The following is a 14,737-nucleotide window of genomic DNA, read 5'->3' as shown; positions in this document are numbered from 1 at the left end:
GACTCATAGCTCAATTATCAGCTTCATCCAAGCTTAACTTCGCAAGACTCTATGTTTTCAGGCCAAAACCCATCAAAGCTATATATTTCTAAAGTATTAATTCTTCCTTTTGAGATAAAAAGAATAACACCAGCAAACATATCTATACCGTTTATTTTAAGGGTTAAATCGCCAAATTGGGTATCCTCATCAAATAGGCTGTAACCTTCTGGAGTTAAATCGTAATGAAAGAACACGCCAGAAGGTGATTTATCTATTTGTATCTTTTGGATACACTGATGTTGTTGCTTTAAAAGTTGAAGATGTGTTACATCACTTTCAACTAGTTTATTAAAAACAAGTGCTTCAAGCTCAGTCAAAGAAATCATGGTATAAAGGCGGTTCCTATTTTAACTTTACCGTCCACAACAGCCCCTCGTATCGTTATCTTGAACCCATCAATATCTACTTCAAGTTCGACAGGACCATTGGAGCGCCCTTTAGTGGCATTCCTAAAGGCGTCTTCCATTTTATCAAGAGCGTTGTCTCTATTGCCACATGCTTTTAAATAATCATCTAACTTATGAGCTTTCTTATCAAAAATATGTTTCATTTTATTGAGCCTAGCAAGTGCATTTCTTATCATTGCTTTTTGAGCAGGGTTTAGCAGCATAGTTTCATATAATGTCTGTAGGCTGCTCATATCCCCTCTTGCTATCAACGCTTTTATTTTGGTGTCGAAAGTTGTACTCAATCCCAGAATATCTGAACTGATAACCGGATTCCCGCTCACATAAGCAAACGTATTCAGACCACCGTTCAAGCCAATCGGGTCGCTGGTAATGTAACGGCCTGTGCTTGGGTCGTAGTAGCGGAAGTAGTTGTAGTAGTTGCCTGTTTCGCTATCGAGGTATTGACCTGGGAAGCGGATGTTCAGGACGAATTGGTTTCCATCACCGTCTACATCGCTGTTCGCATCACCGAGACCAAACCCAAGCTAGTCGCTGAAGGTGTATTGAACATCGAAGGCGTGACGGGATTTGTAGATGGTGAATATATCGTGAAGCGGGTGGAGCATGAGATCAGCGGGAGTGGGTATCGGTGTCGGGTGGATGTTGAGATTTTAACAAAATAGTTACTTTTAAGCCTCTCAACCCCTTTTTAATATAAGCCTGCCAAAACCCAAACTTTAAAAAAGTTCCCTCCAATTGAAAAAATATTTTCACGTAACTGCACGTCACACAAGAAAATTCCGATATCAGGCTCAAAAAAGGCGGTTCTGACCTGTTTAAAAAACAATCTCACTTGCGTATAATCCACGACTTTTGTCGTATTAACCATCGATATAAAGGTCGTTGTCCGTGGGTAAATTTAAGCCATTTACATCCTGTGTCACCCTCATGTTTGGGGTGCTTTGTTTTTTTTCTACTTCGTATACATTTGCGTCAAACTCAGACACTCTTGAATATGTAATTGATTCACTTGAGCCTATTCATCACTATGTGATGGATGATTTTAAAGGAGAATATCATAAAAAGAGAAGGCTTCCTGATAGGGTCGGTGGGGCAACAGGTAGGAATATATCCTTACGATATGCGCAGAATGGGTTAAAACCGATAAGTGAAAAAGATATTATTGAAGTAAATGACAATATTTCTAAGAAAGCCTTTGTTACTACTCAACCGGGCTCATTATCGATCAACTATGGAGAATTACCAGCTAGTGAGATTTCCAATGGGTTTACTTGGGTCGTATGGTCTGACGGCTTTAGTCAAGAAGATTTGGATAAGTATTATACAAAAGAAGATCTTTTCAGACTTAATAAAAATTTAACTTCTTTGGCATTGGAAACTTTTAAGGCTTGGAATGGAAACGCAAGAATTAGCAACTTTCTTAGGTTTCAGCATAACCCTTTTAAGGGGGTAAGTAGAGCCTTACTAAATGTATATGTTGATGGAGAAGATAACAGACTTGGAAAGTCTGAAAAGGTCAGTAATCGAAAGATGATGATCATTCGCAGTGACAATGAAAAAATGACACTCCAGTTAGACCTTGATCAAATTGTTTCTCTTAATCAAACACCTAAAATCATTGATAGAGATAGGTTCGTTGGTAATTTTTCTCGCGGAAGATTGCAACGAATAGTTATGTTTGACCGTCCGTTGTCAGAAGAAGAAATAAAGTCTTTATATTTGGCTTATATGGATCCAGATCAAATAGAAGTTAAGCCACTTGATTTAAATCACCCTGAACTCCCCAGTTTATCCGACCTTGAAAACACTGAATTATTGTTCGTAAATGAAGAAAATGGCCAACTATTTGTTCCTGGAGTAGATCCTAATTTGTGGGTATATGCCCGAGCTATATGTGGATTTTTATCGCCAAGAAAAATAGGTCTTTCAAAAATTTCTAATAAATATAAAAAACCTTTTCTGGCAAATGCAGCGGATCTCAACAAACAGCGATTAGAAAAATGTATAAGTAAAAACAAATCTCTTCAAGGTAAAGCCTTGGATGAAATCATTCCTACTGATGCTGATGCGACTGCTGATAATTACAATTCTCTAGAAGCCACCCAAGGTCAATTCCGTGTCAATGAGATGGGGCAGGCTACTTATTCTATCCCGTTTTCACTGCCGGATGGCATTGCAGGTGTGAAACCACAACTAGGCCTCTCTTACTCTTCATCTGGTGGTGCTGGTACTGCGGGTTGGGGTTGGAATGTCACGGGATTAAGTGCGATCACGCGTTGTGGTTCTGATTTTACACGCGATGGTTTCCAACGTGGTGTCATGATGGATGATAAAGACCACTACTGTCTTGATGGTCAGCGCCTTATCGACACTGGTAAAGGCTATTATGAGAAAGAAGTCACGGACTATTCTCGTATCTATAAAGTGGGTAATGGCTTTCGGGTTGAAACCAAAGCCAAAGAGACGCGTTATTATGGGAATACGCAAACACCATATCCGCATGCCTACCCACGTGCAAACTATCTCTCTTCCTATGCACTACAAGGCTTCACGGATCCATTCGGCAATTATGTCACCTTTCAATATTCAAGCGTAGGCGGGTCGTCACAAATTAAAACCATCGAATATGGTGGTAACTACAAGCAAGGTGTTGCGCCAAACATCAAAGTGACATATCACTATATGGCGCGCAAGAAACAATCTCACGGTTATCGCTTTGGAAAGCGCGTTTCATCCACCCGGGTCTTAGAAAACGTGAAAATCGAAAAAGACGGTGCGCCATACCGCTTTTACGAAATCAAGTTTCGATCGAGTTTTGCGGATAAAAATGTTGTTTACACGGTTCGCGAATGTATCAACAAGAATTACCAATGCCGCTTGCCCGTGAAGTTTGATATGACCCCCAAAAAAAGTGCCGGGTTGAAAAGTCAAGTCCGTGAACTTGGCAGCTTCGATGCCAAAAAATACAGTTATTTAGAATATGATTTGAATGGCGACCACCAACTGGATGGGATTGAGATCCCACATCGGTCTGGATACACCTATTTTATCGATAGCAAAAATGGCAATCAACGGACACGACTTGCTTATATCGAAAAATCAGACACGATACAGTTTTTGGATGCAAACCTCGATGGTACCATGGATATCCTTTACCAAGGGCGCGGGAAGCAATGGTACCTGGCCAAATATGAGCCGAATATCGATATCGAATCACAATGCAACAACCCTGATCCATGGACCAAGTTGCAGTGTAATGATGTTGCGATTGAATATGCATTTCACTCTACAAAGCAGCCGATCCCGGTGAATGAACACTTCAAAAAAGATCGTATTGCCATGCTTGATGTAGAAGGGGATGGTGATCTGGATCTGGTCTATATCCATGGTGACCATGAGCTCAGGGCTTATCTAAACCATCAAGGTCGTTTTTCTTCATCCAGTAAGACGATTGCAAGCAACCTAGAGAATGTCAAAAAAATTGTCAAACTCTCCCCATCCGGCGGTGATATCAATGGCGATGGGATCAGTGATATTGCTTTAAGTGTCGAAACCTATCGCAAGGTCTCCGGTGTTCAATGGGTAGTCCCCGAAGATGCCAACCCTGATATCTCAGCCGCTGGTTCAACGATGAAGGTGTGTACAAAGGGTGTTTCCAATAATCGTATCAGCATCCCAGGCACATGTAAGACCTTTGATGTCGGGATTTATCTTGGCAAAGTGTGTTACCGGGTGAAGACGGGTCGAGACAGTTATGGTCAAGCCTGTACGAACAATGTTCGCTCTGGGGATAAAATACAGGATTGTTACTTCTACAAAGGCGGTCGTATTTGTGATGAAGAATTCTCCTATGAATCCGGTGTTATTCCACCAAAGCCAGGCGTTCAGTCAACAAGGCCGAACCAAGATGTGACGATCAAAAAAGGCAGCCGCCGACTCAATGCTCAGTTGATCGTCTTAGTCAAAGATGGAAAAGATCATTACAAACAGTATGGGTTAGATGCCTTCCCGACCTCAGGGGATGTGTATTTTGAGGATATCAATAGTGATGGGTTATCGGATGTTGTTTATCAACTCAAGAAGAACTCATTAAGTTACCAATTAAGCAAAGGAAATGGGGCATTTGGGTCTCGCTATTCATTAAGAGCAATAAAAAAAGGCGAAGAAATTCTTGACGCTATTTTTGCTGATTTTGATCTCGACGGTAAAAAAGAACTCATTCTGAATATCAAGAAGACAACCTCGGTACGGAGTGGCCCGGGTCACGACCCTTACAGTATTATCGATCACTTTCGATATGTCACGCATTCAGAAATTGTTGAAAGGGCTGGTTCTCATGATCGATTGAAGTTATCGAATGAGAAAAAAGTTTACAACAATGACCGGGCAGATCGCTTCTATTTATCTGTGCAGTTGATCGATACAAATCATGATGGTTTACCGGAATTAAGCATTCAAGATGCCCATACAGGGAAACGTTTGATCTTGGATAACCGAGCGCAACAGGTGTCAACGACACCGAAATTGAAAACAATCACCACAGGTTATTCATGGCAAAAAGGGGTGAACTTAAAGACCCATATCACGTATTTACCGATGACAGATCCTGCGGTTTATCGTCGAAAAATTGCTTTTAGGAATATCGATGGTTCATACCGGATTGATCCGGATCTGTTGAGCCCTTATAGCGCTTCTTATCTGGTTGCCTCAGTGAGTTCCAAAACCGAGGATATGGTGTTAGGAAAAGCGGTTGAGGATAAGGTGTCTTATCGGTACGAAGGGATGCAGATCCATCGCCAGGGCCTTGGCAATCTAGGTTTTGCGAAAATTACATCGACAGATCACCGTCAAAATATCCGGACAACAACAGAATATTCTCAAGCCCGGTATACCCAGGGGATGCCGATGCGGACCACGCAAAAGCGAGGTCACACGATAGTGAAGCAAGGCCAGAATGCCTACCAGGTGAAATCACTGGGCCGTGGTATTCATCAGGTATTTTTGGATAAGTCAGAAGAAGAAGGGAGCTCCATTGACTCTCAAGGTCAAATCCATCGTCTAGGGAAACGTATCATTGAGAATGTGGTTGATAAAGACGGGAATACGGTTCGTACTGCGGAGATCACCCTAGACCAAAGCGGTGAGACGGTTCATGAGACCCGCACCACACATACCTATGGTGATACGGCAGAAGCACAGCGTTATGGTCGGTTATCTGACTCGAAAGTGACCAAAACACAAAAAGCACATACGGTGGCAGGTGTGGCTCAACCAGCCAGTACCATCACCCGGAAAACCGCGTTTACCTATTACGCATCGGGGGATAAGAAAGGGATGTTGAAGTCTGAGACCCAAGAGCCAGGCACGGATAAAGAAGAAACCCTGACCTATGACTACGATGTTTATGGGAATAAGGTGTATACGTCTACCCAAAATGCTGAGAGTACCAAAACAACGCGTGCTGAATTTAGCAACAATGGGCGTTATCTATCCTGGACGCAGGACTTATTAGGCCATAAAACCTATCACTTCTACAACGGACGCTCCGCGGATGAGATGTCAGGGCCGATTTACAGCAAGTCTGTGGTGACCCCAGCGAAGCTGATCACCACCACGTATTTTAGTAACTACGGGCTGGAGATCAGAACTGTCTATCCAGATGGCACAGAGAAGCGCACGACGAAGCAGTACTGTGCTACGAATTGCTGGGGTAAAGCGCTGTTTAAGGTGACAGAGTCAAAAACGGGTGCCGCGGATAATGTCGCTTATCTTGACCGACATGGTCGAACAGTGATGACTGAGACGACGTTGTTCGATGGCACCATCACCCGCCAGCATACCCAATATGATGCAGACAGCCGTGTAGTGTACCAATACCAACCTTCGCGCAATGGTTTGAGTTCAATTTGGACCAAAAACCATTACGACTCACAAGGCCGTGTGATCAAGCAAGAACACAGCAACGGTGCTATCAAGCAATTCGGTTACTACGGCTATATCACGGAAGTCTCAGCACTGGGCCAAACCCAGTCTGAGCATATCTATGTCCAGAATGTCAAAAGTGCCCTCGGTCATACGATTGCGACGTTTGCCCCGACGACTTCATCAAAAGGTCGTTCACTGGGCACAGTCGCTTCACGTGCTCGTGTGACCAAGCGGTATGATGCCTATGGTCAGTTATTAGATGCAACGACCTACGCCAAAAATGCAGAAGGCACGATGAAGTCCTCTGTGGTGTCGGTGACGTATGACAACTATGGTCGTAAGCTCACCACAACAGACCCAGAGAAGGGCACTTGGACGTATACCTATGATGCATCCGGGATGCTGAAAACCCAGACCGATGCCAATGGAAATGTCAAAACCCTGACTTATGACCCATACGGTCGTTTGGTTCAAAGCACCATTCCAAATTGGGAAGGGAAAACCATCCTCACGTGTCAACGTTACGAAGATAGCCAAACACCTTGGGTTGGCTCTGTTGTTGAAGAGTCTATCAGTGAAGTAGAGGCAGGCAAGACGTGTGCGGATATCAAAAAGTCAGATGCTTATGAGCATAGAGCGTATCAATTCGACCACTTCGGCCGTGCAACACAAACGACCACGACTTTGGATAAGACGAAAGCGTTTATTACGGGCGTGACTTATGATGAGTTTGGCCGTGTTGCGACGCAGATTTATCCTAATGGATTCACGGTTCGCAATGAATACGCGGACAATGGTCAGCTTAAATCGATTTACAATGCCCAAAGTGGTGAGTTGTACCAGCGTGTTGATGCTGTCGATGCCTTAGGGCGTGTCACCAAAGAGACCGTCCTTGGTGGGGTCACACGAAGTAAAGACTTTGATGCCCAGCGCGGTTGGGTGAAGGACATTCGAATTAGCTCGAATGCTCATGGTGATGTATACCATGTCCGCTATGAGCATTACGAAAACGGCAGTACAAAAACCCGTTCCAGCGAGTACTTCGATAATACAGGTGCGAGTGATAACACCACACCATTCTTATCCGTCGAAGAAAACTTCACCTTTGATAAACCATTCGACCGTCTGACGAAAAGAACGGTGAACTTCAAGACGGATATCTTGAACTTGGGTGATGCAGTCGCGCAAGCACAGGAATTCCGTTACGACGGCTTTGGGAATATGACCTCTATGACGGGGGCGGGAGAGTACGTATACGATAGCGACAAACCCCACCGTTTAGCATTTATTCGCAAGGAACAAGACCCGACGAAGCTGAGAAGGTTTTACTATGACGCGTCAGGTAATATTAGCTGGCAGTCAGGTGAAGGCGAAAAGCACTTCTATTACAGCACGCGCCACAAGCTCAGACACTTGATTGCGAATGGCGTGAATTCGATGTTCCGTTATGGTTTGGGCAACAGTCGTTACTACCGAAGAGATATCTTCAGTGACCATGGTGGCGTGTATGGCAGCCAAACCACTTATTATGTGGGTAAATCTTATGAGAAAGTTTGGGCAACCGGACTGAAGGACAAAACAGGAAAGACCCTGCCTGATTTAGGTTGGGAAACCTACTATGTCGGCTCGATTGCCATCAAGAAATTCGCAGATGGTCGTGATGATACTATCCGAGTGATGCACAGTGATGCGCTTGGCTCTACGACAGCAGTCACGGATGAAAACGGGATTATGGTATCACAAAGCCTGTTTGACCCATTTGGCAAACGCCAGGATGTGATTGCGTCATCCAGTAAAATCGACCAATACCAACCGATGGAAGAGAACCGTGGCTTTACTGGCCATGAGGAAATCAATCGCACGGGTATCATTCATATGAATGGTCGGATTTACGATATGGATGTTGGACGCTTTATGCAGGCTGATCCGTTCATTCAATATCCGAGTGATACGCAAGGTTATAACCGCTATGCGTATGTACAAAATAACCCGCTGAAATTTACGGATCCAAGTGGTTTCTTTATAAAAACAATTGTCAAAAAAGTTAAAAAGTATTGGAGGCAAATAGTTTCTATAGCAGCCCTACCTGTTTTTGGTCCTGTGCTTGGGGGAATGTTAGCAGGTTATTTGAGTACAGGATCATTAAAAGGGGCTATTATAGGAGGTTTTACGGGGGCGCTTGGTTCTACATTTGGAGGACTCAACGGGTTAACGGGCTTTTTATCTAATGGCGTAGTGGGGGGTATGTCAAATAAGCTTATGGGTGGTAAATTTGGGCATGGTTTCTGGTCAGCAGGAATTGGAAATACTCTTGGTGGCAGTATAAAAGGATTAAAATCAGCAACGGGAAGAATAGTTGCTAAAGCAGTCACAGGTGGAACCATATCAGAGCTTACTGGTGGGAAGTTCGCCAACGGTGCTTGGAGCGCTGCTTTTTCTGCTTCATTAGCTGAAATGGGAGACAGACACTCAGAAATAAAAGCCGATCCAGAAGATGTTCAATATGCAGAATTATCTAACTCGGTTTATGATGAAAACCTTAAAAAAGGAAGCATTGTAGGTGATTATACAGTTGACGACATTTTCACTGATGACAATGGTTTAAAAGCTGCTTTGTTTATTGGTGGTGATGACTCGTATGTTTTAGCTTTTGCTGGAACTAGTCCGACTTCTTGGGCAAATTGGAAATCAAATCTTTTACAGGCTTTTGGTTTTAGTAGTCCACAACATAGGTCTGCTCTTGGCTTAGCAGAAAAATATTATGCCAAAACCAATGGAAATATACATTTTACAGGGCACTCATTAGGAGGAGGTATAGCAGCCGCAGCAGCAATAATTACGGGTGGTAACGCTACAGTGTTTAATGCTGCTGGAGTCCATAACAACACAATAAGAGATTATAAACGTAGCAATGGTTCTGTAAAATATTACTATAGTTCACATGATTTATTGAGACTTGGCAACAACTTAACGCCTTCTAGCGTACCTGGAAAAAGATATAATCTTGGCTCTGCAGGTGCGCATGGTATGGGGGATATTTGTCAAACAATGGGAGCAAAGTGTGCTCCACTTTAGTCAGACTCTATCCAAGAAGAAATGGATGCTTCTATATCGAGTAAATAAAAGAGGTAATGTATTTATGATAAAGATGAAATTAATTGTATTTATTGCGAGTAGTCTAATAGGCTGCTCTTCTAATAATTTCTTCATGGATATGAGTAAATCTCAGGATAAGTTTAATCAACATCAATCTAATAAAATTTTGGCTTTTATGGATATAGAAACGATGTTTCCTGAACCTAAGCTCAGATCTTTAGCTGATGCAGCGGCGAGGGGTAAGATTCAAAGAGTAAATGAGCTCGTGAAGAGTGGCGTTGATGTGAATGCTCGTGGGCATCGTAATGCTACAGCTTTGTTTTGGGCGATGAAAAACGAAAGTGGCTTTAAAGCGCTTCTAAAGTTAGGAGCAGATCCAAATGTAGTGTTTGATGACGGGGGGTCGGTTATACATTGGGCCGCGAGAATGGAAGATGCCACCTTATTAGAATTGGCCCTTCAAAATGGAGGAAACCCCAATCTCAAAGCAGGTATGCTTGAAGGCCCTCCATTAAGTGAAACGATTCACTTGGATATTCGGTTAGGGATTCCGGAATCTTTTAAAGTGTTGATAAAGCATCATGCTGATCTTAACCAAAAAGATAAACTTGGTAGCACACCTTTGATAACTGCAGCTCATCTAGCAAGGTTTGATATCGTATATGAATTATTGAAAAGAGGTGCTGACCCAAGTATTTTGGAGCTTAAGAAGATAATGAAACGAAAAGAGAAGCTACTTTTACCAAATAGCCAGAGTGTAATTTGGTTAAGAAAAGTTGAAGATTGGATTGAGGATTTTATAAAGTAGTTTGCTGTGATCATTTAGATATTAGAACTGGACCCCATAGTTTGGACACGCAATTTAGTTTTTTAAGTGGTTAATCCAGTTCATGCAGCATATCTCTGCTTTGCGAAGTAAACCTCATCAGGTGTCAGGTTGTTCAGCCCTTGATGGTTTCGCTCCTCATTATAAAACAACAAATAGTTGCCAATTTCAACCTCTGCTTCTTGGGGAGTCGCATAAGCTTTTAGATAAACCTCCTCGTATTTTAAGCTTCGCCAGAAACGCTCGATAAATACATTATCAATCCAGCGACCTTTTCCATCCATACTGATACGTATCCCATGCTCAAGGAGCTTTTGAGTGAAATCGGTGCTTGTAAATTGGCTCCCTTGGTCCGAGTTAAAGATATCTGGTGGGCCATAATGCTGCAATGCCTCCTCAAGCGCTTCCAGGCAAAACCCTGTATCCATCGTATTTGACAGCCGCCAGGACAGAACTTTACGGCTGTACCAATCGATGATCGCCACAAGATACAAAGAGCCTTTGGCCATGGGAATATAGGTGATATCAATTGCCCAGGCTTGGTTGGCATAAGTCACCTCGGTATCTCGCAATAAGTACGGGTAAACCTTGTGTGCTTTGTTCGCTTTCGTCGTTTTTGGTTTCGGATAAATCGCACCAACACCGATATCCCGCATCATACGGACAATACGTTTCCTGTTCACGACCTGACCCTTTTTCATCAATTCATGACGGATACGTCGGCTTCCCATAAATGGATATTGGATATGAATTTCATCAATCATGCGGCGTAACGTCAACTCATCTTCGGACAGCCCGACTGGCTGATAATAAGCGGTAGAACGCGCAATATTCAGGAGTTCACATTGTCGCTTGATGGGCAATGATTTGGTTTTATCCAGCGCTTCCTTGCGCTGTGCTCGTTTTAACGACCGAGCACTTTGGCCAAAAAATCATTCTCCATGGTCAATTGACCAATTTTCGCGTGAAGTTTATCGACTTCCTCAGCGTTGTCTTTCCCAGTGTGAGAAGTGGCGGCAAATATCGTTGCTGCGTTCTCAAGGAGTTCTTTTTTCCAAGTCGTGATTTGGTTGGCATGTAGATTGTACTTCTGAGCTAATTCAGAAATCGTTTTATCGCCTTTCGCAGCGGCAAGGGCCACTTTCGCTTTAAATTCAGGTGAGTGGTTTCTACGTTTTCTAGTCATCATCTGTTCCAGTATTTCCAGTGTGTATCAAAACAGATTAATCACTTAAAGTCATGTCCGATTTTTGGGGGCCAGCTCTTATCCAAACGGCTGGACTCTCTAAGCTGATCTCACAATGGCCGCAGTTAACCCTGCGGCTCAAACCTCACAAATTCACAAATTCTTTCAACGACTTCCCGGCCGAAAAGCTTGGCACTTTAGCCGCTGCGATTTTCATTGATTCACCTGTCTGCGGATTACGTCCCAGGCGCTCCTTTCTTTCATTCACTTTGAATGTACCAAAACCAACAAGTGACACCTGATCACCTTCTTCAAGTGCTGAGCTTATGGATTCAAGAATGCCGTTAAGTGCTTTGCTTGCTGTTGCTTTTGGAATATCTGCTTCGTGGGCAATTTTGTCGATGAGTTCTGTTTTGTTCATGATGGTTATCCTTATTTTAATCTACTTCAAAATAGCTCATTCTCTTCTTGCTTTGCAATTTCAACGCAACTTGCAATATGATCTTTCCAGACAATCATCCAGTGTTCTATTTCATCCAACATATCAGATTTGTTATAAACAGCGAGAACACCACCCATAGCATGGCCTAAAAGCTTTTCTGTGATGTGAATCGGGCAACCAAGGTCTGTCATTTTGGTGGATAGTGTTCGTCGGATATCATGCAAAACAAACTCAGAGATTCCAAGGTGTTCATCACATAGTCTAGCGATGCTGCTTAATGATGAAGTCAACACAGGTCTCGTTTTAGATTTATTCAAAAACATCCATTCGGATTCAGGGTAAAGATGTAATGCTTGCTCAATAAGTGGAACCAGAAAATCAGGTATTGGACGCCTGATCGCTTTTGATGATTTGGAGATTTCTTTTGGAACAGTCCACAAGCGAGCCTTTAGGTCAAAATGCTTCTTTTTTGAATTACATAGCTCCCCGATTCTACATCCATATATTAATAATAGCTTCAAAATGGTTTGGTTTCTCTTTAATAAAAAGCTATCACATTGGAACCAAATTAAACCGATTTCTCTATCTGATAGAACACGATCTCGGACATTAACAGGGGGAGCGAAGTCACTAGGGTTGAGTAATTCAAATGCTGTATTTTCTATAATTCCTCTCTTTGAACAAAAGCGTAATGCGCCCTTAATCTCGGTTAACGTCACTTTTATATTTCCATCCTTGCCAGTATCACGGCAGAACTGCGTTACATCGTCAAAGAATCGGGTGAAGTCTCGAATACGAAGATCAATGATCGGCATATTTTGCCATTTTTTTGGGATGTGTTTTCTGACCTTATTGTAGATAGTCTCGGGGTTAGCTCTGTTCGGTGCAACATGGTGTTTATACCAATAATCAACGCAATCCGTTATTGTAAAATCGACAGATTCATTTCTTTGTAGCAGGATTTCATGTCTCGGATCCTTTCCTTTGGATAGGCAAAATATGTAGTCATCTCTTACGTTTCGCGCCTCGCTGAGGCTCATAGATGGATACTCACCAATTTTCAATCGAATTGGCTTTCCTTTGTATCTATAACGGAGTTGAAATATAATTTTTCTGTGTTTGGAAATGCGGATTGATAAGCTGTCTCCATCTGTTATTTCAGGTTTTCCGTCATATTCTTGATCGTGCTTTTCGTAAATTCTTTTTAAAAATAATGCACTTACTGCCATGTTGTGTCCACGCTTTTTAGGTCATACGATTTGAACTAATTATAGAGAATTTGGTACACAGTTTGGTACACAAATAGGGTTAATTGCACGTAATTTCGTGATACTTGTATTTAAAATGAAAACTACATCAAGTGCAATAAAATCCTTTTAATTCATAAGGATGTATATAGATCGTTATGGTTTGTTATGCTTATTCTAATTGGCAAAAACCATTTGGTCATTACTTTAAATGGAGTTAGAATCACCGCATTCCGAGCGCAGCAACAGGTGCTGCGCTTTTGATGCATTTGAGATCCAAGCATGACACAAGCCAGTAAACGTAACAATTTTCAACGCATTCGTGCCCTTCCAATTCGTCAACAACGCCTTTTAAGCCTTGCGCTTCTTGAGCGTATGCTGCCAAATTACAAGCTTTTTTCTGAAGCAACACAGTTTGGTGAATACGACACGGTGCAAAATTGTCTTGATCTTGTCTGGGAAGCGGTATCTCACAAAAGTGCAAAGATTAACCATGCCCGTTTAGAAGAAAAGCTAGAGGAGCTTGTTCCTGAGCCACAAGATTTTGATCTGTTTGCAGTCTATCCGGCGGTTGATGCACTGACAGGCTTTTTACTTTACTTACAATCTGTACAAAATGAAGAAATGGCAGACTATGTGAGTGTTGCGAAGATCTCGCAAGCATCAGTTGCTCGCCTTATCGAAGCTGAAGTTGAGTCTTATGACGATCCCAAAGCCCTCAACCAAATCATACGCGAGCATCCATTAATGCAGTGGGAAATGGATACTCTCGAAGCGCTACTTGATGCACTGGAGAGTGTCAAAAAAGCAGATGCGGACTTTTGCCAACAACTGCGTGCTGATGTGATGGAAGAAGGCCTGACGAATTTGGGTTTGGAAGTCTAGCGTAGCTAGGCCTTCTCATGTTATTCCTTTTCATATAACGCAAACACAACCTGTCCCGCTGTTTTTTCTTTTAAACATCGCCAGTTGGAAGGAAAGTTTATCGGTTGGCTTTCGGATTCATATTCCACATAAATTTTCGCGCTTTCGCTGAGCCATCCGTTCGACTCTAATTGGTTGCAAGTGGCTTCAAGCATGTCTTTTCGAAATGGTGGATCGACGAATACTAGATCGTAGGCCTGGTCTGGGTTTGCCAAGTGCTCCAGTGTGTCGCAGCAGATCACTTTACCGTGACTTGCATTGAGCGTCTTGAGGTTTGTTTCGAGTTGTCTGGCAACGGTGGAAGAATATTCCAAAAAAGTCACACTTTCAGCGTATCGAGAAAGTGCTTCGAAGCCGAGTCCACCACTGCCGGCGAAGCAATCCATGCATGTTGCATCGACAACATCATGCATGAGCCAGTTAAAGACGGTTTCTTTGACCCGATCAGTCGTTGGTCTGAGCCCTTCGATATCATGAACAGGGAGTTTTCTCCCTCGCCATTGACCACCAATAATCCGAACTTGACCTGAGGATGAAGTATTTTGAGATTTTTTTTGCTTTACGACACGTTTTCGCATAGGTTTTTTTCGCGTTTACTTTTTCTACATTATGAGAAAGTGGTAGTATTGCCCATCGTAT

At 42.7% G+C, this 14,737-nt stretch carries 10 protein-coding genes and 1 pseudogene; 4 read left to right on the top strand and 7 right to left on the bottom strand.

The window, feature by feature from the left end:
- Positions 1-23: 23 nt before the first annotated feature.
- The 3 genes and pseudogenes from C505_RS0108945 to C505_RS24720 form a co-directional block, all read right to left on the bottom strand.
- Entirely contained in the window at positions 24-368 is a 345-nt protein-coding gene (locus C505_RS0108945; RefSeq protein WP_018692266.1) for a hypothetical protein, read from the bottom strand.
- The gene (locus C505_RS24725; RefSeq protein ID WP_245556341.1) at positions 365-682 is read right to left on the bottom strand and encodes a hypothetical protein; all 318 of its coding nucleotides are present in this window, start codon (positions 680-682) and stop codon (positions 365-367) included. Before C505_RS24725 ends, C505_RS0108945 begins: the two co-directional genes overlap by 4 nt.
- Before the next feature lie 60 nt (positions 683-742).
- A pseudogene (locus C505_RS24720) lies at positions 743-910 on the bottom strand (RHS repeat-associated core domain-containing protein); the annotation flags it as partial.
- 12 nt (positions 911-922) lie between these two features.
- On the opposite strand from C505_RS24720, the gene C505_RS0108935 reads away from it, so the two are divergent.
- From C505_RS0108935 to C505_RS0108920, 3 genes are all read left to right on the top strand, one after another.
- Positions 923-1,114: a hypothetical protein gene (locus tag C505_RS0108935; protein ID WP_157368932.1), complete on the top strand. Its 192-nt coding sequence runs from the start codon at positions 923-925 to the stop codon at positions 1,112-1,114.
- A gap of 1,012 nt (positions 1,115-2,126) precedes the next feature.
- Positions 2,127-9,452: an FG-GAP-like repeat-containing protein gene (locus tag C505_RS0108925; protein ID WP_211215067.1), complete on the top strand. Its 7,326-nt coding sequence runs from the start codon at positions 2,127-2,129 to the stop codon at positions 9,450-9,452.
- Between the two features lie 64 nt (positions 9,453-9,516).
- Positions 9,517-10,281 carry an ankyrin repeat domain-containing protein gene (locus C505_RS0108920; protein ID WP_169337025.1) on the top strand — a complete coding sequence of 255 codons (765 nt, stop codon included), beginning with the start codon at positions 9,517-9,519 and terminating at the stop codon, positions 10,279-10,281.
- Positions 10,282-10,361: 80 nt separating this feature from the next.
- On the opposite strand, the gene C505_RS0108915 is transcribed toward C505_RS0108920, so the two are convergent.
- The 3 genes from C505_RS0108915 to C505_RS0108900 all read right to left on the bottom strand — a co-directional run bounded on the left by C505_RS0108915 (position 10,362) and on the right by C505_RS0108900 (position 13,156).
- A protein-coding gene (locus C505_RS0108915) for an IS3 family transposase (RefSeq protein WP_157368942.1) occupies positions 10,362-11,485 on the bottom strand; the annotation gives its coding sequence in 2 pieces (ribosomal slippage) (positions 10,362-11,233 and positions 11,233-11,485; 1,125 coding nt in all).
- 145 nt (positions 11,486-11,630) lie between these two features.
- On the bottom strand, positions 11,631-11,906 hold the full coding sequence (locus C505_RS0108905; RefSeq protein WP_018692258.1) for an HU family DNA-binding protein: 276 nt from the start codon (positions 11,904-11,906) through the stop codon (positions 11,631-11,633).
- Positions 11,907-11,932: 26 nt separating this feature from the next.
- Entirely contained in the window at positions 11,933-13,156 is a 1,224-nt protein-coding gene (locus tag C505_RS0108900) for a tyrosine-type recombinase/integrase (RefSeq protein WP_018692257.1), read from the bottom strand.
- A 300-nt stretch (positions 13,157-13,456) separates the two neighbouring features.
- Between C505_RS0108900 and C505_RS0108895 the strand changes: the two genes are divergently transcribed.
- Entirely contained in the window at positions 13,457-14,059 is a 603-nt protein-coding gene (locus tag C505_RS0108895; RefSeq protein WP_018692256.1) for a YjaG family protein, read from the top strand.
- A gap of 20 nt (positions 14,060-14,079) precedes the next feature.
- On the opposite strand, the gene rsmD is transcribed toward C505_RS0108895, so the two are convergent.
- Positions 14,080-14,676, bottom strand: coding sequence for a 16S rRNA (guanine(966)-N(2))-methyltransferase RsmD (rsmD, locus tag C505_RS0108890; RefSeq protein ID WP_018692255.1), 597 nt, complete (start codon positions 14,674-14,676; stop codon positions 14,080-14,082).
- Between the last annotated feature and the right edge of the window lie 61 nt (positions 14,677-14,737).

The sequence above is a fragment of the Algicola sagamiensis DSM 14643 genome (genome assembly GCF_000374485.1).
Taxonomy (GTDB): domain Bacteria; phylum Pseudomonadota; class Gammaproteobacteria; order Enterobacterales; family Alteromonadaceae; genus Algicola; species Algicola sagamiensis.
The sequence above is the reverse complement of the archived record's forward strand: the minus strand, read 5'-3'. Positions and strand labels throughout refer to the sequence as shown.